Source organism: Variovorax sp. VaC1, from assembly GCF_043658315.1.
GTDB lineage: Bacteria > Pseudomonadota > Gammaproteobacteria > Burkholderiales > Burkholderiaceae_C > Variovorax.
This window is the reverse complement of record NZ_JBIGLT010000007.1, coordinates 202,598-222,966: the sequence shown is the minus strand read 5'-3', so window position 1 is coordinate 222,966 and position 20,369 is coordinate 202,598. Positions and strand designations below refer to the sequence as shown.

Below are 20,369 nucleotides of genomic sequence, written 5' to 3'. Positions count from 1 at the left end.
CGCGCGTCAGGCCTTGGCGGTGTCGCGCGAAGGCCAGAGCACTGAGGCGATCGCGACCATCATCAGCGCGACCGCGACCCAGTCCTGCCAGTGCACGACTTCGCCCAGCCACACTGCGCCGCTGAACACGCCGAGCACGGGGATGAACATCACGCTCAGCGTCGAGGCAATGGGCGGCAGGCCGCGCGCCAGATAGAACCACGCCGCGTGCGCAAAGCCGAAGATCAGCACCGCGTTGTAGCCGATCGATCCCCACGTCACGCTGCCGGGCCAGCGCAACTGCTCGCGCTCGAAGAGCAATGACAGCACCGTCATCACCACCGCCGTGAGCGCCGTCATCCAGAACGACAGCGTGAGCGTCGGCAACCCGATGCGCGTGTGCCGCAACAGCTGCGTGCCCAGTGCCCACGTGGCGGCGGCCACCAGCGCCAGCGCCACGTAGCCGGGCCGCCCCGCGAAGTCGGTGAGCTCGTGCCACAGCAGCAGCCCGACGCCGACCGCGCAGGCACCCACGCCGAGCCACGCACGCCGCGTGAGCACGGCCGCGAACAGCACGGCCCCGATGACGGCGGAGAACACCGGCATCGTGTAGCCCAGGATCGCCGCGCGCCCGCCCGACAGCGCCTTCACCGCCAGGATGATGCAGGCGTGCCAGACGAACATGTTGGTGGCGCCCAGCCACAGCAGCTCGGGCCACGCGCTGCGCGGCACGCGAAACGGCACCTTCATCCACACCAGCGCAAGGCCCAGCACCGGCAGGCCCAGCCAGATCGAGATCGCGCGAAAGCCGAGCGGCGGATAGTCCGCCACGCCCAGCTTCATCACTGGCCAGTTGAAACCCCAGGCGAGGGTCAGGAGAACGAGAAGGACGAACTGGCGCGGTGTGAAGGAGGGCATGGGCTGCGATTGTGGCGCGGCCTGTGTGTCTGTGTGCAGGCGCCTACAGCAGCCGCTTGAGGTAACGCCCCGTGTGGCTCGCCTCGTTCGCCGCGATGTCTTCCGGCGTGCCTTCGCCCACCACCGTGCCGCCGCCCGCGCCCCCTTCGGGGCCCATGTCGATCAGCCAGTCGGCGGTCTTGATGACGTCCAGGTTGTGCTCGATCACGACGATGGTGTTGCCCGCGTCGCGCAGTTGGTGCAGCACCTTCAGCAGCAGCTCGATGTCGGCGAAGTGCAAACCGGTGGTCGGCTCGTCGAGGATGTAGAGCGTGCGGCCGGTGTCACGCTTGCTGAGCTCCAGCGCGAGCTTCACGCGCTGGGCCTCGCCGCCCGACAGCGTGGTGGCCGACTGGCCCAGCTTGATGTAGCTCAGGCCCACGTCGAGCAGCGTGCGCAGCTTGCGTTCGATGGTGGGCACGGCCTTCAGAAACTCGTGCGCGGTCTCGACCGTCATCTCGAGGATCTGCGCGATGTTCTTGCCCTTGTAGAGCACCTCGAGTGTTTCGCGGTTGTAGCGCTGGCCGTGGCAGACCTCGCAGGGCACGTACACGTCGGGCAGGAAGTGCATCTCGACCTTCACGACGCCATCGCCCTGGCAGGCCTCGCAGCGGCCGCCGGCCACGTTGAAGCTGAAGCGGCCGGGGCCGTAGCCGCGTTCGCGCGCGGTGTTGGTCTCGGCCATCAGCTCGCGGATGGGTGTGAACAGGCCCGTGTAGGTGGCCGGGTTGCTGCGCGGCGTGCGGCCGATGGGGCTCTGGTCGACGTTGATGACCTTGTCGAAATACTCGATGCCCTCGACCGACTCGTGCGCGGCCGGCTCCTCATGTGCGCGGTACAGGGTACGCGCCACGGCGGTGTAGAGCGTGTCGTTCACCAGCGTCGATTTGCCGGAGCCCGAGACACCCGTCACGCAGGTCAGCAGGCCGACCGGGAAGGCCACGCTCACGTTCTTCAGGTTGTTGCCGGTGGCGCCGACCACGCGGATCTCCTGCAGGTCGGTCTGCGTGGCAAGGTGGGCCGCTTCGCGCGCGGCACGCCGTTCGGCTGCGGGGCTTTGCGGAAAGCGCGAGGGCTTCTTGCCTTCGTTGAAGGCGGCCTTCTTCACGACCGGCAACCACGCAGTGCGGTGCTTCGGCACTTCGATCTTGCGCACGCCCGAGAGGTACTGGCCGGTGAGCGATTCGGGGTTGGCCGACACCTCGGCATAGGTACCCTGCGCCATCACGCGGCCGCCGTGCACGCCGGCGCCGGGGCCCATGTCGATCACGTGGTCGGCGGCGTGGATCATGTCCTCGTCGTGCTCGACCACGATCACGCTGTTGCCGATGTCGCGCAGATGCTTGAGCGTGCCAATCAGGCGGTCGTTGTCGCGCTGGTGCAGGCCGATGCTGGGCTCGTCGAGCACGTACATCACGCCCGTGAGGCCCGAGCCGATCTGCGACGCAAGGCGAATGCGCTGCGCCTCGCCGCCCGAAAGGGTTTCGGCGCTGCGGTCCAGGCTCAGGTAATTGAGGCCCACGTCGTTGAGGAATTTCAGGCGCAGGCCGATCTCGCGCACGACCTTGTCGGCGATGTCGGCCTTGGCGCCGCGCAGCTTGAGCGTCTGGAACCACGCGAGCGAATCGCGCAGCGTGAGGTGGCTCAACTCGAAGATCGCCATGCGCGGCGGCTCGCCGCCATCGGCCGGGCGCGCCGATTCATCGACCAGGAACACGTTGCGCGCCTCGCGCCGCAGCCGCGAGCCGCCGCAATCGGGGCAGGGCTGCAGGTTGCGAAAGCGCGCGAGGTCTTCGCGCACCATCACCGAATCGGTCTCGCGGTAGCGCCGCGCCATGTTCGGGATGATCCCTTCGAAGGGGTGCTTCTTCGTGAGCTTCTTGCCCGCGAAGTTGCCCGACTCCATGGTGTAGTTGAACTTGATCTCTTCGGCCGCCGAGCCGTGCAGCAGCACCTGCTGCACCGACGCGGGCAGCGACTCGAAGGCCGCGTCGACGTCGAACTTGTAGTGCTTGGCGACGCTCTCGATCATGCTGAAGTAGTAGCCGTTGCGGCGGTCCCAGCCCTTGATGGCGCCGCTGGCGAGCGACAGCGACGGGAAGGCGACCACGCGCGCCGGGTCGAACACCTCGCGGTGGCCCAGGCCATCGCAGCTCGGGCAGGCACCCACGGGCGAGTTGAACGAGAAGAGGCGCGGCTCCAGCTCCGACAGCGAGTAGTGGCAGCTCGGGCAGGCGAACTTGGCGTTGAACAGGTGCTCCTTGTCGGCCACCCCTTCGGCGCCCAGCTCCAGCGCAATGGCACGGCCTTCGGCCAGGCGCAGCGCGGCCTCGAAGCTTTCGGCCAGGCGCTGCTGCATGTCGGGGCGCGCGCGCAGGCGGTCGATGACCACGTCGATGTCGTGCTTCTCGGTCTTCTTGAGTTTGGGCAGGTCGTTGTATTCGTAGGTCTGCCCGTCGACGCGAAAGCGCACGTAGCCCGCGGCCTGCATCTCGGCGAAGAGTTCGAGGAACTCGCCCTTTTTCTCGCGTGCCACGGGCGCCAGGATCATCAGCCGGGGCTCGTCGGGCAGCGCCAGCGTGGCGTCGACCATCTGCGAGACGGTCTGCGCCTGCAGCGGCAGGTGGTGGTCGGGGCAGTAGGGCGTGCCAGCGCGGGCGTACAGCAGGCGCAGGTAGTCGTGGATCTCGGTCACCGTACCCACGGTGGAGCGCGGGTTGTGGCTGGTGGCCTTCTGCTCGATGCTGATGGCGGGCGACAGGCCCTCGATCACGTCGACATCGGGCTTGTCCATGAGCTGCAAAAACTGCCGCGCATAGGCCGACAGGCTCTCGACGTAGCGCCGCTGCCCTTCGGCATACAGCGTGTCGAAGGCCAGACTCGACTTGCCCGAGCCCGACAGGCCGGTGATGACCACCAGCTTGTTGCGCGGAATGTCGAGATCGACGTTCTTCAGGTTGTGGGTGCGCGCGCCGCGGATGCTGATGCGCTGCTGCGCCAGCACCGCGCCGAGGTAGGTGTCGCGTTCGAGTTTCGCGTCGCGCGCGCGCTCCGCGAAGTCTTCAGTGGATGTTGAATTCAAGGGGGCGATCGTCCGAGGGCAACCGGACATGATAGACCGCCCGCGATTTCATGGCGAGCGGGCGGGTTCCGGCGGTTCGGCAGGGGGCGCTTCGGGCGGGGGCGGACGCACCGGTTCGGTGGTGCCGATGGCCCGGCCGACCATGTGCTCGGCCAGCGTGTCGTACAGCGGCCGGCTGATCATGCGAGAGACCAGGCTGGCCAGCATGGCGGCCGCCATCAGGCTCAGCACCATCGAATGGCCGTCGACCATCTCCATCACGATGATGAAGGCCGTGAGCGGCGCCTGCGTCACCGCGGCCAGGAAGCCGGCCATGCCCATCGCGATGAGCGCCGGGCCCAGGTCGCCATTGGCCAGCCGCGCCACCGCGTCGCCGATGCCCGCACCGATGGACAGCGAGGGCGCAAAGATGCCGCCCGGCACGCCGCACCACGCCGTGAGCCAGGTGGCGACGAACTTGAGCACCGTGTAAAGCGGCGTCAGCTGGTCATGGCCCTGCAGCATCTGCTTGACCGCCTCCGAGCCGGCGCCGAAGGTGACGCCGCCCGTGACCAGCCCGATCACCGCCACCGCCAGCCCGCCGGCGGCCGCGAAGCGCACCGGAAAGCGCGCCCGCCAGCGGTTCAGGCGCCCGGGCGCGCCCGTCAGCGAGGCGATCAGCAGCCGTGCGAACAGCCCGCCGGCCGCGCCGCTGAGCAGCGTGACCAGCAGGCCGGGCCCGAGCGCGTCCCAGCCCAGCCGGGGCACGCGGATCACGCCGAAGTAGCTGGTGTTGCCAAAAGCCGAAACCGCCACCAGGCCCGCCAGCACGATGGCCGTGATGATCAGCCCGCTGGAGCGCGCCTCGAGCCGGCCCGACAGTTCCTCGATGGCAAACACCACGCCCGCCAGCGGCGCATTGAAGGCCGCCGCGATGCCGGCCGCGCCGCCCGCCACCAGCAGTGCGCGCCCGTCGATGGTGGTGTTGGGCGACAGCCAACGCCGCGCGTGCTGCATCACGCCGGCCGCCACCTGCACCGAAGGGCCCTCGCGGCCGATCGACAGCCCGGCCGCGAACCCCGCCGCGCCGAGCCCGATCTTGGCGACCGTGAGCCGCAGCGAGGCGAACATGAAACGCCGTTCCTCGGGCAGCGCCGGGTGCAGCGCCGCCTTGATCTGCGGAATGCCCGAGCCGCCCGCGCCGGGGAAAAAGCGCAGCGTGAACCAGACGATGCCGGCGGTGATGAGCGGCGTGGTCAGCAGCACGGCCCAGGGCCAGGCGCTGTAGAAACGGTGAAAGCCCGCAAAGATCCAGTCGCTGGCCAGCGTGAACCCCACCACGAACAGCCCGGCCGCGATGGCGTAGCCCAGCACGATGGCGCGGTCGAGCCAGACGCGGCCGCCCGACAGCTCGGCGCGCAGGTGCTCGAAAAAGTCAGGTTCACGGTTCATCGGCAAGGCCCATTCTGGCACCTGACGGGGGTGCGGCCATCCGGCATCGGGCACAATCGAGGGTTCTCTTCCTCCTCCTTCATCTACTTATCAGGGGCAGTGCATATGGCATCGGTCAACAAAGTCATCGTCGTCGGCAATCTGGGTCGCGATCCTGAAATGCGAACCTTCCCGAGCGGCGACCAGGTCGCGAACGTCACAGTGGCCACCACCGATCGCTGGAAAGACAAGCAAAGCGGCGAAATGCGCGAAGCCACCGAATGGCACCGCATCGTCTTCAACGGCCGCCTGGCCGAAATTGCCGGCCAGTACCTGCGCAAGGGCTCGCAGGTCTATGTCGAAGGAAGCCTGCGCACGCGCAAGTGGACCGACAAGGACGGCATCGAAAAGTACACCACCGAGATCCGCGCCGACCAGATGCAGATGCTCGGCAGCCGTCAAGGCCAGGGCGGCCCATCGGGCGGTCCCGAGGACGACGGCGGTTATTCGCAAGGTGGCGGCGGTGGCGGCTACTCGCAGGGCGGCAATGGCGGCGGCGGTGGTGGCGGCTACGCCCCCCGTGCACCCGCAGCGGCACCGCGTGCTCCGGCACCGGCTCCGCGCCAGGCACCGGCCAAATCGTCGTCGGGCTTCGACGACATGGACGACGACATTCCGTTCTGAAGCCGAAACCGATCTTTCGGTTTTGTCGATCAAGGCCCGCTCTTCCGAGAGCGGGCTTTTTTTATTCCTGAGCCCAGGCCGCCGCTGCGGACGGCCGCGCTGGAACGGGCCGGGACGTCAGCACATTCCTAGCGCAGCACCAGCACGGGAATGTGCGAGTGCGTCAGCACATGCAGCGTCTCGCTGCCCATCAGCAAGCGCGCGAGGCTGCGCCGCCCGTGGGACGCCATCACGATCAGATCGCACTGCTGGTTCTTGGCAGTGGTGATGAGGGCCTCGGCCACCTGGTTCGATGTCATGACGATGGCCTGGGCGCTCTTCACGCCCCTGCCAAGCGCCTTCGCCTTGACTGCATCGACCAGATGCTGGGCGTTCATTTCCACCTGTCGCTGGTTGGCTTCGATCTCCCGCTGGCCCAGCACCATCGAGCCCTCGAAGTAGCCATAAGGCTGCAGATGCGCCACGGTGACGCTGACCAGCTCTGCGCCGGTCAGCACGGCAAGGTCGATGGCTGCAACGACCGCCTGTTCCGACAGCGCGGAGCCATCGGTCGCAACAAGTATGCGCTTGTACATGGCAGGCTCCTTGGCCCCCGGCACCGCGGGTGCCACCCAATCAGTCTAGTGCGCAGGTTCCTGATGAACAAGGAACGAGGGTCGGCTGCAAACTCTAATTTCGCGCTACCTTCTGCGTGTGCAAGAAAGGGCGCCCATGGCCAATCGACCCGACCGCGCGATCCTGCGACAGATCCCCAAGGGTGTCTGGGTGCTCGGCTTCGTCAGCATGCTGATGGACATCTCTTCGGAAATGATCCACAGCCTGCTGCCGCTGTTCATGGTCTCCGTGCTGAGCGCCAGCGCGTTCACGGTCGGATTGATCGAAGGGCTCGCCGAGGCCACCGCGCTGATCGTCAAGGTCTTCTCGGGAACGCTCAGCGACTATCTCGGCAGGCGCAAGGGGCTGGCCGTGCTCGGCTACGCATTGGGCGCGTTGACCAAGCCGCTGTTCGCGCTCGCCCCCAGCCTGGGCATCGTGCTGACGGCGCGGCTGCTCGACCGGGTCGGCAAGGGAATCCGCGGGGCGCCGCGCGACGCGATGGTCGCCGACATCGCACCGGCACATCTGCGCGGCGCGGCCTTTGGCCTGCGCCAGTCGATCGACACCCTCGGGGCCTTTCTCGGGCCCCTGCTGGCGGTCGGCTTGATGCTGCTGTGGGCCAACGATTTCAGGGCCGTGTTCTGGGTTGCGGTGGTCCCCGGAGCGATGGCCGTCGCGCTGCTCGCATTCGGCCTGCGCGAGCCGGCGCATCGGCAAGGCGCCAAGCGCATCAACCCGATCCGTCGCGAAAACCTGAAGCGCCTCGGCGCCGGGTACTGGTGGGTGGTGCTCATCGGCGCGGTGTTCACGCTGGCCCGGTTCAGCGAGGCCTTCCTGGTGCTGCGGGCCCAGCAGGTCGGCATTCCGGTGGCGCTGGTGCCGCTCGTGATGGTGGCGATGAACCTCGTCTATGCGCTGTCGGCCTACCCGTTCGGCAAGCTCTCCGACCGCATGAGCCACACCCGGTTGCTGGCCCTCGGCCTGGCAGTGCTGATCGCGGCCGACCTGGTCCTGGCTGCCAGCAGTCACTGGCGCATGGTGCTGGCCGGCGTCGCGCTTTGGGGCGTGCACATGGGCATGACGCAGGGCCTGCTGGCCGCCATGGTGGCCGATGCCGCACCGGCCGACCTGCGCGGCACGGCCTTCGGGTTCTTCAACCTGGTCAGCGGCCTTGCGATGCTGGTTGCCAGCGTGGTGGCCGGCCTGGTGTGGGATCGGTTCGGCGCATCCGTCACGTTTTATGCAGGGGCGGCCTTTTGCGTGGTGGCGCTTGCAGGGCTGGCGTGGCGTCGCCGATAGCCAGTTGCAACCCGGTCCGGGCGTGAAGCCTCGACAGCCTGCATCTGGTGTTCGCCCGGATGGAGCACGTCTCGACGCGTCAGGAAACAACCTCTTGGCACCTCGCCTCTAGAAGCCAGCCTCGCGCCAGGCCACCGACGCGGCATAGCGCAGGAAGCGCATCGCCGGCACTTCCCATTGCCCGGCGATGGCCACGCGGCCGCGCCACGACGGGCTGGTGGCAGCGAGTGCGTCATCGGCGTCGAGCACCACGCGATAGACGGCGTGTTCCGGATACAGCGTGCCGCCTTTCTCGCGCACCAGCACGTCACCGCCGAACAACGATGCCAGCTCCGGCTCGCCCAGCGTGCGGCTGGCGTCGCGATCGATGCTGGCCACGGTCAGTTGCAGCGCGGGGCCGCCCAGGCCGCCGGCGATGAACAGCGCCCGGTCGCCACGGGCGATGCGGCGCACGGCTTCTTCGTCCACGTAGGTCACGACCTGCCATTTGCCGGACGCGACCAGCGAGCCGAGGTATTCCTGGCCCTTGAGCCATTCGCCGGGACGCAGGTCGGGGTCGATGTCGACCATCACCCCGGCGTTGGGCGCGACCGGTCGGTAGCGTTGCAGGTCGGTCTCCACGGCTGCCTGCTCGGCGCTGGCAAAAGCCAGTTGGTCGTTGAGCACCTGCCAGTCCTTGCGGCTGGTCGCATCGAGGCCGGAGGCCGCCGATTGCCAGGCCAGAAGGTTGTGGCGCGCATCGGCCTCGCTGGCGCGCAGGTCCAGTTCCGCGGAGGACAGATGCAGCAGCGGTTGGCCAGGCTGCACCACCTGTCCGTTGCCGACCGGCAGCGATTCCACCATGGCGTAGACCGGGGCATACAGAGCCAGCCGGGTCTGCGGCTGCAGCAAGCCCGAGGTATGCACGCGGTCCGGCCAGGGCAGAAAGACGGCAAGCACCAGCAGGGCCGCAAGCAAGGCGCTGCGGCGGGCGCGGCGGCTGTGGCGCAAGGCGGTGCGGCGCGCGCGCCAGGCCTGCAACTCGCGCCACACGGGCAACGCAACGAACCAGACCATCTCCACGGTGAACAGGATGATTCCGACTGCCTTGATGAAGAAGTGATAGACCAGCGCCGCGATGCCGAGGAACAGCACGAGCCGGTAGATCCAGACCGCCCAGGCAAACAGGATCAGGCCGGTGTGCCGGCCGCGCGGAAATGCTTCCGGCACCGGCTCGCCCAGTGCGAACAGGCGTTCGCGCAGGTCCCAGCGCGCCAATGCGAAGGCACGGCCATGCAGGTTGGGCAGGCCGAGGAAGTCCGACAGCATGTAGTAGCCGTCGAAGCGCATGAAGGGGCTGGCGTTGATGAGCAGCGTGGTGATCCACGTGGTGGTCGAGAGCAGGAATGCGACCTGCTTGGGGCCGCCCTCAGGCAGCCAGGTCCAGGCCAGCGTCGCCCACACGGCGATGCACAGCTCGGTGACGATGCCGGCACTGGCCACCGCCAGCCGCTGCCCGCGGCGCGCCAGCTTCCACACCTCGTTGGTGTCGGTGTAGGCCACCGGCCACATCACCAGGAACGCCAGGCCCATGGTCGGCACCCGGCAGCCGTAGCGCTTGGCGGTGAGCGCGTGCCCCATCTCGTGGCAGGTCTTGGCGAACACGATGGCGCAGCCGTACAGCACCGCGCCGTTCCAGCTCAGCGTGTCCATCAGCGTGGCGGAGAAGCGGTCCCACTCGCGGTACACGCCGGCCAGCCCGAGCACGCCGGCGGCGATGGTCAGGCGGCGGAACGTGGGCCCGAACAGGAACGCCAGCCGCGGTTGCAGCCAGCTCAGCCAGCGGTCCGGCCGCAGCAGCGGAATGCGAAAGAACAGGTAGTTGTGCAGCAGCCACTGGTGCCAGTTGCCGCGCTGCCTGTCGCGCATCGCGGCCATGGCGGGGGCGGCCCCCTGGCCGGGCTGCAGCAACTGCTGCTCGCGCAGGAAGGCCACCAGGCGCTCGAGTGCGTCGCTGTCGAGCTGCAAGGCGGTGTCGCGGTTGATCTCGCCGAGCACCGCCTGCGGATCGCGCAGGTCCCAGCGGCTGAGCATTTCGAAGCTGGGCCAGTCGAGCTGGAAGAACAGGTTGCGCACGGGGTCGTGCAGCGTCCAGCTGGGCTGGCCGTCGGCCAGCCGCGGACCGGCACCGATGGCCAGCTCCTGGCGCAGGCTGGGGAGGCTCGGCGACATGCGGTTCTACACGGCAAGAAACTGGCGGATGCTCGCGAGCGGGCGCCGCAGCATCCAGTAGACCAGCGGGACCCGCTCGCCCGCCAGCTTTGCCGTGCCCTTGAGGCCGATGCGCTGGTCGATGGGCGCGTCGAGCCTGGCGCGCACGCGGTAGGCGTAGCTGCCGTCGGGGCGGGCGGTGGCGCGGTGGCTCATGTAGCGCAGCGTGCCCGACACCGGCGACATCGGCGATGCCGCCAGGTACAGGTGCAGTGGTGCGTTGTCGGCCAGCGGAATGGCGTCGCCGATGGGAACCCAGGCTTCGATCTCGACATCGGTGGCCGAGGCCACCTGCATGATGCGTTCGCCTGTCTGTACCGGGCGACCGATCCACTCCGAAGGATCGTCGAACAGCACGATGCCCGCCTGCGGCGCCAGCACGCGGGAGCGTTGGGCCTGGCCTTCAAGAAAGCCCGACTGGGCCTTCTTCTCCGCGATCTTGCCGAGCAGCGTGGCCAGTTGCGGCTTGGCGCGCGGGTCGTTGAGCACCATCTGCGCCGCCTGCCGGTATTCGGCCTCGGCGGTGCCCAGCGCTTCGCGCGCCACGCTCAGGCGGCTGTCGATCGGCGCCTGGTCGAAAGAGAACAGCGGCGCACCCGCGGCCACCATCTGGTTCGGGCGAACCGCGAAATCCGCGATCACGCCGTCGAGCGGTGCGCGGATGGTGGCCGGGTTGGCCGGCACCAGCTCGCCGGGTGCCAGCACCGTGAGGCGAACCGGCAGGCACAGCACGGCCAGCAGCACCAGCCCCACGCCGAGCCGGCGGCGCCATCGCTTGCCTTGCGGTCCACCGTTCCACCAGCCGCGCAGCCGTGCGGGCAGCGCGGCCACGGACCATGCGGAACGCCGGTGCGTGGCACGCCAGGCGTGCTGCCAGGTGTCCATCCATTCATCGAGCACGGCCAGTTGCTCGGGCGACAACGGGGCGTCGCCCGCCAGCAGCAGCCCTGCCGCGTCTGCGGTGTTTGCGGTTGCGTTGGCCTGCGCGTCATCGCGCCGGCGCAGGCCGCGCAGCGGCACCCAGGTCGCGAAGGCGGGCAGCCATTCGCTCCACGCGACGCCGACGTCGCGGGGCAGCTGCGCAGGATCGACCGCCAGTGCGCCGCCGGCGGTGTGTTGCGTGGCCAGCGTGCGGCACAACGTGCCGACCCACTGCGCATAGGGCGCATTGGCTTCCACCGCGACCACGCCGGACAGCGTGTGGACGCCGCCGGCGCCGAACCACAGCGCGGCCTGGCGGTACGGTGCCAGCAAGCGGGTGTCGTTGACCGCCAGGAAGGCCAGTTCGTTGCCGCTGGCCGCGGCGCGTGCGCGCCGGGCCAGTTCGATCAGCGTGAGCAGGGGGTTGGCGGGGGCGCCAGGGTTCATGTCCGCAGTCTCGCCACCGCCGCGCCCTGCGACAGCGACGCGAGGCGATCAGCGGTGCTGCCGCGTGCTGCGCGCAACTGGTCGCTCAGGCTGGCGCGGCCAGCCGGCTCTGCAAGGTCGCGCTGCCATCCAGCGCTTGCACCCTTGACGCCCACGTCCTTGGTCACGGTGATCTTGAAGACCTGCGCCGTCTCGCGGCCGTGCGCATCGCGCGCCACCACCTTGAAGGTCAGCGTGCCTTCGAAGGCGATCGGCGGCGTTCCCTCGAAACGCGCGGTGCGGGCATCGAACCTGAGCCAGCCCGGCAGGGGCTTTCCATCCACTATCGACACTCGCAACTCGAGCTTCGTTTTTTCGTTGTCCTGGGTGAAGGCGTCGCTGGGCAGCTGGAGCGAGAGGGGCTCGCCGGCATGCACCGCGAAGTCGCGGATCTGCGCGTTGACGAACAACGCGCCGTCGCGACCTGCGCCGAGCAGTGTGCTGCCCGGGCTCGCGAAGGTTCCATCGGGTCCCGGCGTGACGGCCAGCAATTCGGCGAGTCCACCGCGCAAAACGACATCGGGCCGCAGTTCGGCCAATTGCCATCCACCGACGCTGCTTGCCTCTCCTGCAAACGTGGGCACGACGATCGGTGCGATCTCCGTGGCGGGCGCCGGCAGCCACGGTTGCAGCATAGGCGGCGGAGGCGTCTGGAAAGTGGGCGTCACCACCGGGGGCTGTGGGAGCGTCGGAGTCGGCGGCGTGGCCGCCACTTCGCGCAGCGGCCCGGTGTTGCCCGCCAGATCGGAAACCCTCAATTGCAAGGCGCCGTCGCCGGCCCCCGCGAGCGACCATGACGTGCGGTCGGCCGCTACCGCGACGGCGAACCAGCTCTGCCCGCCATCGCGGGAGGCGAACAGCGTTTCGTCCGCGCCGAGCGGTGCCGACAAGCTGCCCTGCACGGCGCCGTCGGCAGTTCGCACGATGCGCTCGGCCGCGCTGGCAGGTGCCGTCGTGTCGAGTACGTAGGCATGCTGGTACGGCGTGCCGCCGCCGAGCGCATTGGAGACGCGCACCGCCAGGGTGCCGCTGCCGGCCAGTGTGGCATCGATCGACCATTGTCTGGCGCCGATGCTGGCCACGGCGGTGCGCCAGGTGCTGCCGCCATCGAGAGACACCTCGACCGACTCGCCAGCCGCGAGCGCGCCGGAGAGGCTGCCGCTGATGGTCTGGCCCGCGGCGTTGGTCACGAAGTCGGCGTTGCTCGCGCCGTGGTCGGCGGAGAACACCGCGCCGGTGACCGTGGTGGTGGGCACGGTACCCAGCACCAGCTCGCCGGCCGTCGTGTCGGTCGCGACGTTGCCTGCAAGGTCGGTCACGGTCGCCACCACCTCGTAGCGCTGGTTCAACGCCAGGGTCAGCGTGCCGCTGACCGGCACGGCGCTGGCCAGGTCCAGGTGCCAGGCACCAGCCACGGGGACAACGTCGTAGGTGGCACCACCCACGGTCACCGTCAGGGTCTCGCCGGCCGCCAGGGTGGCGCTGCCGGTGAGCACGGGCGTGGTGCTCATGGACGACAGCGGGTCGACGCCCGGCACCGAGGCGGCCGTGTCGTACACATAGGCTTGCGACAGCACGGTGCCGTCATTGCCGGCGTTGTCGACGACCTTGACCAGCAGGGTGTTGCTGCCGGTCAGCGTCTGGCCGGCCAGCGACCACCCGTTGCTGCCGACGGGGATGCTGGCAGCGGTCCAGGTGGCGCCGTTGTCGAGCGAGACCAGCACGCTCTCGCCGGCCGCCAGGTTGGCCGACAAGGTGCCGCTGACGGTCTGCGACGCGGTCCTGGTAATGAAGTCGGTGCTGGAGGCGCCGGTGTCGTTCGAGAAGGCGACGCTGGCCACGTTGGTGGCCGGCGCCGTGGTGTCGAGCACATAGGCCTGGGACGTGCTGGCGCCGTCGTTGCCGGCGGCATCGGTCACGCGCAGTTTCAGCGTGTCGCTGCCTGCCAGCGTGACGCCGTTCCAGGTCAGCGTGGTGCCGCTCACTTTGCTGGTGATGTCGGTCCAGGTGGCGCCGTTGTCCAGCGATCCGTAGACGATGTCGCCGGCGGCCGGTGCGCTGCTGAGCGTGGCGGTGATGGTCTGCGCCGCGGTGTTGGTGATGAAGTCGCTGTTGCTGGCGCCCGTATCGGCCGACAACGCCAGGTTGCCGAAGCTGATGGTCGGCGCCGTGGTGTCGAGCACATAGGCTTGCGAATAGGCGGAACCGTTGTTGCCGGCGTCGTCGCTGACGCGCACCTTGAGCGTGCCGCTGCCGGCCAGCGTCTGGCCCGCCAGCGACCAGGCATTGGAGCCGGTCGAGGCGGTGGCCAGCGTCCAGGTGGCACCGTTGTCGAGCGAGACATAGACGTGCTCGCCAGCCGCCAGGTTGGACACCAGCGTGCCGCTGATGGTCTGTGCCGCCGTCCTGGTGATGAAGTCGCTGGCCGACGTGCCGGTGTCCGCCGAGAAGGCGGCGGTGGCCACGGTGTTGGTCGGCGCGGCGGTGTCGATCACGATGTCCTTGTTGGCACCCAGCGAGCCGGCCGTGCCCGGCGCGGCCAGCGTGACCATGGCGGCCTGGTGGGCGCCGCCGGCGTCGATGATGGTGGCCCCGTTGAGCGACAGCGCGCCGGACGAGCTGTAGTCGAGGTCCGCGCTGTTCTGGCCGGCACCGACGGTGTAGCTGAAGGTCAGCGTGTGGGTGCCCGAGCCGCCGGTGTAGGTGGCGCTGCCGCCGCCGTCGAGCGCCAGCGTCGGCGTGCCGCCGGTGGTGTCCACGTTGACCGCACCGGAGAAGTCGACCGTGATGGTGATGGTCGCGCCGCTGCCGTAGGCGCCGTTGGCGGTGGAGGCGCTGACGCTGGTGACGGTGGGGCTCGTGCCGTCGACGTTGATGGCGGCCGTGCTGCCGACGCCGTTGAGGGTGGTCACGATGTCGTTGCCGGCGGGGTCCTGCACCAGGGCGCCATTGAGCGACAGCGCGCCGACGGTGATGCCGTTGGCGTCCACGTCACCGTGCGGCACGGTGTAGCGGAACAGCAGCGTGTTGGTGCCCGAGCCGGACACATAGTCGGCGTAGCGGGTGGTGGCACCGACCACGAGGGCAATGCGCGGCGTGCCGCCAAAGGTGTCGACGATGACGGCCTCGCTGAAGTTGACCGTGAAGTCCAGCGCGCCGCCGCTGTAGTAGGTGCCGTTGGCCGGCACCGTGACCGAGGCCACGGTGGGAGCGGCGGTGTCGATGGTGATCGTCAGCCCGGCGGAGGCGGCAGAGACATTGCCGGCGGTGTCTGTGGACACGGCGGTGATGGTGTGGTCGCCCTGGGTCAGGACGCCTGTGGTGTAGGTCCAGCCGCCGGCGCCGGCGACGACCGTGCCGAGCAGCGTGGCGCCGTCGTACAGCGTGACCGTGCTGCCGTTCTCGGCCGTGCCGCTCAGCGTCGGCGTGGTGTCGCGGGTGACGTTGTCGTTGTTGAGCGCGCCGGTGTCGCTGGACGTGACCAGATCAGGCATGCCGGGCGTGGCTGGGGCACTGGTGTCGAGCACATAGGCCTGGGACGCGATCGTGCCGTCGTTGCCGGCGGCATCGGTCACGCGCAGTTTCAGCGTGTCGCTGCCTGCCAGCGTGACGCCGTTCCAGGTCAGCGTGGTGCCGCTCACCTTGCTGGTGATGTCGGTCCAGGTGGCGCCGTTGTCCAGCGATCCGTAGACGATGTCGCCGGCGGCCGGTGCGCTGCTGAGCGTGGCGGTGATGGTCTGCGCCGCGGTCTTGGTAATGAAGTCGCTGTTGCTGGCGCCCGTGTCGGCCGACAACGCCAGGTTGCTGAAGCCGATGGTCGGCGCCGTGGTGTCGTAGACATAGGCCTGCGACCGCACGGTGCCGTCATTGCCCGCCTTGTCGCTGACCTTGACCTGGAGCGTGCTGCTGGCGGTGAGCGTGGCGCCGGCAAGGGACCAGGTGTTCTGGCCGACGGTGGCCGTGGCGGCGGTCCAGGTGGTGCCGTTGTTGAGCGACACATAGACCCTCTCGCCGTTGGCCAGGTTGGCTGACAAGGTGCCGCTGATGGTTTGCGCCGCCGTGTTGGTGATGAAGTCGGTGGACGAGCTGCCGCTGTCGTTGGAGAACGCAACCGTGGCCACGGCCGTGGTCGGCGCGGTGGTGTCGAGCGTGTAGATCTGGAAGCTCAGCGCGCTGTCGTTGCCGGCGGCATCGGTGACCTTGAACATGATGGCGTTGCTGCCTGCAACGAGCGTGGCGCCGCTCCAGCTCAGCGTGGTGCCGCTCACCTTGTTGGTGATGTCGATCCAGGTGTTGCCACCATCGGTCGAGCCCTGGACGGTGTCGCCAGCGGCCAGTGCGCTGCTGAGCGTGGCGGTGATGGTCTGCGACGCGCTCTTGGTGATGAAGTCGGAGCTGCTGATGCCGGTGTCGGCCGACAGTGCGATGCCGCCGAAGCTGGTGGTGGGCGCCGTCGTGTCCAACGCATAGGTGTGCGAGTAGGCGGTGCTGAAGGCGTCGGCGTTGGTGACGCGCGCAAGGAAGGTGTTGCTGCCGACCAGCGTGGTGGCCGTGCTCCACGTGCTGGTGCCGGCCAGGTAGTTGGTGGCATCGCTCCAGGTGCCGCCGTTGTCATAGGACACCTGCACCTTTTCGCCGATGCCGAGGTTGGTCGACAGCGTGCCGGTGATGGTCTGCGTCGCGGTGTTGGTGATGAAGTCGGTGTTGCTGGTGCCGGTGTCGCTCGACAGGCTGGCACCGATCACCTTGGCCGCAGGCGGAAGCAGTTTGACGTCGGTGATGTTGAAGTTCTGGAATGTCGCGTAGTCGGCCGAGGTGATGGTGACGCTGCGCATGTCATTGAGCGCGGTGTTGAACCCGGACACCGTGGATATGGTGTTGTTGCTGTTGATGCCGGCTTGGGTGAAGCTGCTCATGGTGCCATCAGCCCAAGTGATGTTGAAGGTGAGCGTGCCGGTATTGGCCTGGGCGCCAAAGGAGCTGATGTCGAAGCTGTAGCCCGCCGCGACCGAGACGGTAAGGCTGATGCCATTGCTACCGGCGGACGCATACGGGTAGAGGCCATCGTCCGGCATGCCGTAGTTGTAGATGTACATCTCCGGACCGGTGAACCGGATGGTCTGGCCCGACACGTTTTTGTTGATGACGGTCACTGGCGTGACATCGTTACCGTCGCTGCCGTAGACGAAGGGCACCACCGTCAACACGCCGTCGTACTGTGTCAGCGCCAGTTCGCGCACATCGATGGTGCCGTCGTGCGCTTCCAGCGTCCAGTTGCCGCCCAGCCGCGCGGCTCCCGTCAGGTCGGTCGAAGCGGCCACATCGGCGCCGGTGGCCTTGGCGATGCCATCCAGCAGCTTCGCGCCATTGCTGCCCGCCGCCACGTCGCAGCCGTAGAGCAGCAGGTCGCCGTCGGTTGTCAGCGCGCGCCCGAGTTCGGCCAGCTCGGCCTGCGTGGCGGCCGACGACAGCGAGGACTCGGTCAACTGCGTGGTGCCCAGGTTGACCACGCCCTGCGAGCCGTGCGACAGGATGTGGATGGCATCCAGCCCACGCTGGTTGGCGGCCCATTGCGCGATCTGCGCCAGCCCGTCGCGGCTGCCGTCGAACTCGACGATACCGACGCCGTCGCGCACGCCCGCTTCCAGGCTCTTGTAGTTGGCCAGCGAGGTGTCGACCAGCACTACCTCTTTCTTGCCCTGGTCCTTCGCCGGTTCGGCGGTGCGCACTTCCACCGCCGGCGGTACGGGTGGCGGCGCGCTGTCGTGGGCGGCTTGCGCGGCATGGGCCGCGTCGGCCACGGCGCCGTCGAACATGAAGCGCTGTTCCAGTGCGAGCAGTTGCGATGTCGCGCGCAACGCACGGCGGCCGCCGAGGGTGCTGGCGGACAGGCGCAGGGGAAAAATCGTGGGGTTCATGGCGGGCTTCCCTGAAGAGGCGCGGCTGTTGCGCTGGACGGGTGAAAAGAGGATCAGCGCGGCGGCGCCATCAGGACCTTGCCGCTCATGCCGGCGGCCAGTTCGCTGAAGCGGCCGTCGATGACGGCGCTCAACTTGACCGACTGGCTCACCGGATCGACGCGGGCCGCGATGCGCTGCACCTTGGCCGGGTAGGTCTTGCCGGTTTCGTCGATATTGACTTCGAACGCCGTGCCAGCGCGCACCCAAGCGAGCCAGCGCGACGGAACGATGAACTCCAACTCCAGCTGGCTGTCGTCGATGATTTCCAGCAAGGGCTGGCCCGGCTGCACGTACTGCTGCTCGCGCGCCTTCTGCTCGGCGATGCGCCCGGAGAACGGGGCGGCAATCTGGCATTTGCCGATCAGTGCGCGATTGGCCGAGACCTCGGCCTGCGCCTTCAGCGTTTCAGCCTTCGACACGTCGAGCTCGACCTTGCCCACCGAATTCAGGTCGGACAGTTTCTGGTTGCCGCGCCAGGCGGTGTTGGCCGCCGCCAGCGCGGCCTCGGCCTTGGCCAGCTGGGCCTGCTGCAGCAGGCAGTCGAACTGCACCAGCATCTGCCCCTGCTTGAAGGCGGCGCCTTCCGACAGCGGCAGCCGGTTGATCTTGGCGCCGATCTCGGCGGCCAGCGTCGTGTAGCGGCGCGGCGCCAACTGGGCCCGCACCTCGCGTGTTTCCAACACCGAGCCGGGCGTCGGCTGCGCTTGCGGTGCAGCAGCCCACACGCCCGAGGCCAGCATTGCCAATGCGCACGCCAGCGCGCTGTACAGGCGCACCCGGAGCACGGGCAACCTCACCGGACGTCCTCGGCGGAGGGCAGCTCGCCCTTGTTCCAGGCTTGCAGGGATTGACCGACCGCGCTGGTCAGGGCCGCCAGCGGCATGCCGGACGAGGCGTCAATCGACGGCTCCATGCCCAGCGTGGCTTGCAGGCGCGATGCCGCCGCCTGCGCATTCGACAGCGCCTGATAGCGACGCAGCTGCGACAGCACCGACGCGCTTTGCTGCGAGATCCGGTCCAGCACCGACAGCTTCTGTGCATCGGCCTGGTTGGCGACGTGCTGGGCGATGCGGCTGTCGACCTGGGCAATCGTGTCGGAGCGCTCGTACTGGCGGGCCGTGTTGGCGTATTGCAGGCGCGCAATGTGCAACTGCGTGAGCACGGCCATCTGCATGGCCATGCGGCGCTGGTCTGCCAATGCGACGCCGGTGTCGGCCAGGCGCATCTGCGCGGGCGCCGACAGCAGGCCCAGCAGGTTGAACGAAATCTGCGCGCCCGCCTCGTTCCAGTTCTGGTGGATCAGGAAGTCGTCGTTGCTGTGCCGGAAGCCGTAGTTGAACGACAGCCCCGGAAACAGCTTGAGCAGCGCGCGCCGCGTTTCCTGTTGCGCGATGCGGGCGTTGTACATGCCTTCGCGCAGGTCGGGGTTGCGCATCAGCGCTACCTCTTCCAGCTTGTCCAGGGGCTGTTGCAGCCAGGCGGTGTTCACTTCACTGGAGGGCTCGACCACGGTGTAGGGCGTGGTCAGCGGCAGGGCGGTCAGGGTCGCCAGTTCGACGCGCGCGGTCGACAGCTCCTGCTCGATGGTCTCCAGCAGGCGCAGGTTCTCCAGCAGCTGGCGCTGGTAGCGCAGCGGCTCCAGCGGCGAGCGGATGCGGTCGTCTTCGGCCTTGCGTGCGTCCTTGAGCGCCTGCTCCGAGTCGGCGATGGTCGTGCGCAGCAGGGGCATCAGCTTCTGCGCGGCGGCCACGCGCCAGTAGGCGGTGCGCACGTCCAGGATCAGGTTGTGCAGAGCCTTGCGGCGGCGCTCGCCGGCGATCAGCACGCGGTCGGCGTTCTGGCGCGCGGCGTAGTAACTCTGGCCGAAGTCGAGCAGGCTCCACGAAAGGCCGATTTCGCCCGTGGCGGCCTGGCGGCTCGAGGAAATGTACGGATGGGCCAGCGACGGCAGGCCGGTGACCGAATCGACGCTGTTGGTGATCAGGTCGTTGTTTCGCTCGCGGTAGCCGGCCGAGGCGATCAGCTTGGGCAGCATGTCGAACTTGCCGACCTCGAAGGTGCCCACGGCAACGGCTTCTTCCATGGCGCGGTAGCGGCGGTCGGCGTTGTACTTGATGGCACGGGCGATGGCACCGTCCAGCGTCAGCGGGCCGGCCAACGGCTCGACGTCGCGCTGCAGCGTGGCTTTGTCCTGCTCCAGCGTCGCGCGGATTTCCGGCGCCGAAAGCTGGGAGGTTTCCACGTTGAACGAGGCGCAGCCGGTGAGCCCCAGCATCGCGGTGACGCCGATCGCCGCGGCCTTTGCCGCAGCGGAACGAAAGTGAAAAGGTGGATGTTGTGGGTTGTTGTGCATGGACGGGGCTTTGTGTTCTCTCTGATCGCGCCTCGACACGCAGCCGCCCACGGAGATCGCCGTGGCCGACGAGAGCATCGGCGGTGGCCCGTGCCGATGGACTCGACAGGGCCGGCAAAACCGTTTGGAGGAGGCGATTCGAGACAGTGAAAGACGCGCTGCTCGGTGCAAAACGCGATCAAGCAAGTCTTTGTTTCCAAGTGTAATTTTATTAATCAAAAATACACAAGTGGCATCTCGTCGAATGGGCGAATTTCGTGCCGATGCCGAACGGCAAAGCCGCGCCGATAGAAAAATCTGTGTCGCGCGCAAGCCGAAATACCTGATTTCGGAGATGCGCTGCGCACCTCGAACGTGGCATCGAGGTGCGCTGACGGGCCGGGATTGCCGG

General features: G+C 68.3%; 11 protein-coding genes. 2 read left to right on the top strand and 9 right to left on the bottom strand.

Annotated features, from left to right (window positions below; translation table 11 throughout):
- Nucleotides 1-6: 6 nt before the first annotated feature.
- Genes ACGLHS_RS26550 through ACGLHS_RS26540 form a run of 3 tightly spaced genes read right to left on the bottom strand, consistent with a single transcriptional unit; the run spans nucleotide 7 to nucleotide 5,449 of the window.
- Entirely contained in the window at nucleotides 7-897 is an 891-nt protein-coding gene (locus ACGLHS_RS26550) for a DMT family transporter (protein ID WP_093246379.1), read from the bottom strand.
- A gap of 43 nt (nucleotides 898-940) precedes the next feature.
- Nucleotides 941-4,048 carry an excinuclease ABC subunit UvrA gene (uvrA, locus tag ACGLHS_RS26545; protein WP_394484666.1) on the bottom strand — a complete coding sequence of 1,036 codons (3,108 nt, stop codon included), beginning with the start codon at nucleotides 4,046-4,048 and terminating at the stop codon, nucleotides 941-943.
- 18 nt (nucleotides 4,049-4,066) lie between these two features.
- Nucleotides 4,067-5,449: a chloride channel protein gene (locus ACGLHS_RS26540; protein ID WP_394484664.1), complete on the bottom strand. Its 1,383-nt coding sequence runs from the start codon at nucleotides 5,447-5,449 to the stop codon at nucleotides 4,067-4,069.
- A gap of 105 nt (nucleotides 5,450-5,554) precedes the next feature.
- On the opposite strand from ACGLHS_RS26540, the gene ssb reads away from it, so the two are divergent.
- On the top strand, nucleotides 5,555-6,112 hold the full coding sequence (ssb, locus tag ACGLHS_RS26535) for a single-stranded DNA-binding protein (protein ID WP_081270734.1): 558 nt from the start codon (nucleotides 5,555-5,557) through the stop codon (nucleotides 6,110-6,112).
- 128 nt (nucleotides 6,113-6,240) lie between these two features.
- On the opposite strand, the gene ACGLHS_RS26530 is transcribed toward ssb, so the two are convergent.
- Nucleotides 6,241-6,687 (bottom strand): universal stress protein, encoded by a 447-nt coding sequence (locus tag ACGLHS_RS26530; RefSeq protein WP_394484661.1) that lies wholly within the window; start codon nucleotides 6,685-6,687, stop codon nucleotides 6,241-6,243.
- A 136-nt stretch (nucleotides 6,688-6,823) separates the two neighbouring features.
- Between ACGLHS_RS26530 and ACGLHS_RS26525 the strand changes: the two genes are divergently transcribed.
- Nucleotides 6,824-8,008 (top strand): MFS transporter, encoded by a 1,185-nt coding sequence (locus ACGLHS_RS26525; RefSeq protein ID WP_394484659.1) that lies wholly within the window; start codon nucleotides 6,824-6,826, stop codon nucleotides 8,006-8,008.
- A 108-nt stretch (nucleotides 8,009-8,116) separates the two neighbouring features.
- Here the strand turns inward: ACGLHS_RS26525 and ACGLHS_RS26520 are convergent, their stop codons facing one another.
- The 5 genes from ACGLHS_RS26520 to ACGLHS_RS26500 are packed head-to-tail and all read right to left on the bottom strand — an operon-like array spanning nucleotide 8,117 to nucleotide 19,978.
- Entirely contained in the window at nucleotides 8,117-10,219 is a 2,103-nt protein-coding gene (locus ACGLHS_RS26520; RefSeq protein WP_394484657.1) for an HlyD family efflux transporter periplasmic adaptor subunit, read from the bottom strand.
- 6 nt (nucleotides 10,220-10,225) lie between these two features.
- On the bottom strand, nucleotides 10,226-11,626 hold the full coding sequence (locus ACGLHS_RS26515) for an efflux RND transporter periplasmic adaptor subunit (protein WP_394484654.1): 1,401 nt from the start codon (nucleotides 11,624-11,626) through the stop codon (nucleotides 10,226-10,228).
- On the bottom strand, nucleotides 11,623-17,583 hold the full coding sequence (locus ACGLHS_RS26510; protein WP_394484652.1) for an Ig-like domain-containing protein: 5,961 nt from the start codon (nucleotides 17,581-17,583) through the stop codon (nucleotides 11,623-11,625). The genes ACGLHS_RS26515 and ACGLHS_RS26510 overlap by 4 nt, the downstream gene beginning before the upstream one ends.
- A gap of 53 nt (nucleotides 17,584-17,636) precedes the next feature.
- Nucleotides 17,637-18,422, bottom strand: coding sequence for an efflux RND transporter periplasmic adaptor subunit (locus ACGLHS_RS26505; protein ID WP_394484650.1), 786 nt, complete (start codon nucleotides 18,420-18,422; stop codon nucleotides 17,637-17,639).
- Entirely contained in the window at nucleotides 18,419-19,978 is a 1,560-nt protein-coding gene (locus tag ACGLHS_RS26500; RefSeq protein ID WP_394484648.1) for a TolC family protein, read from the bottom strand. The genes ACGLHS_RS26505 and ACGLHS_RS26500 overlap by 4 nt, the downstream gene beginning before the upstream one ends.
- Nucleotides 19,979-20,369 lie beyond the last annotated feature (391 nt).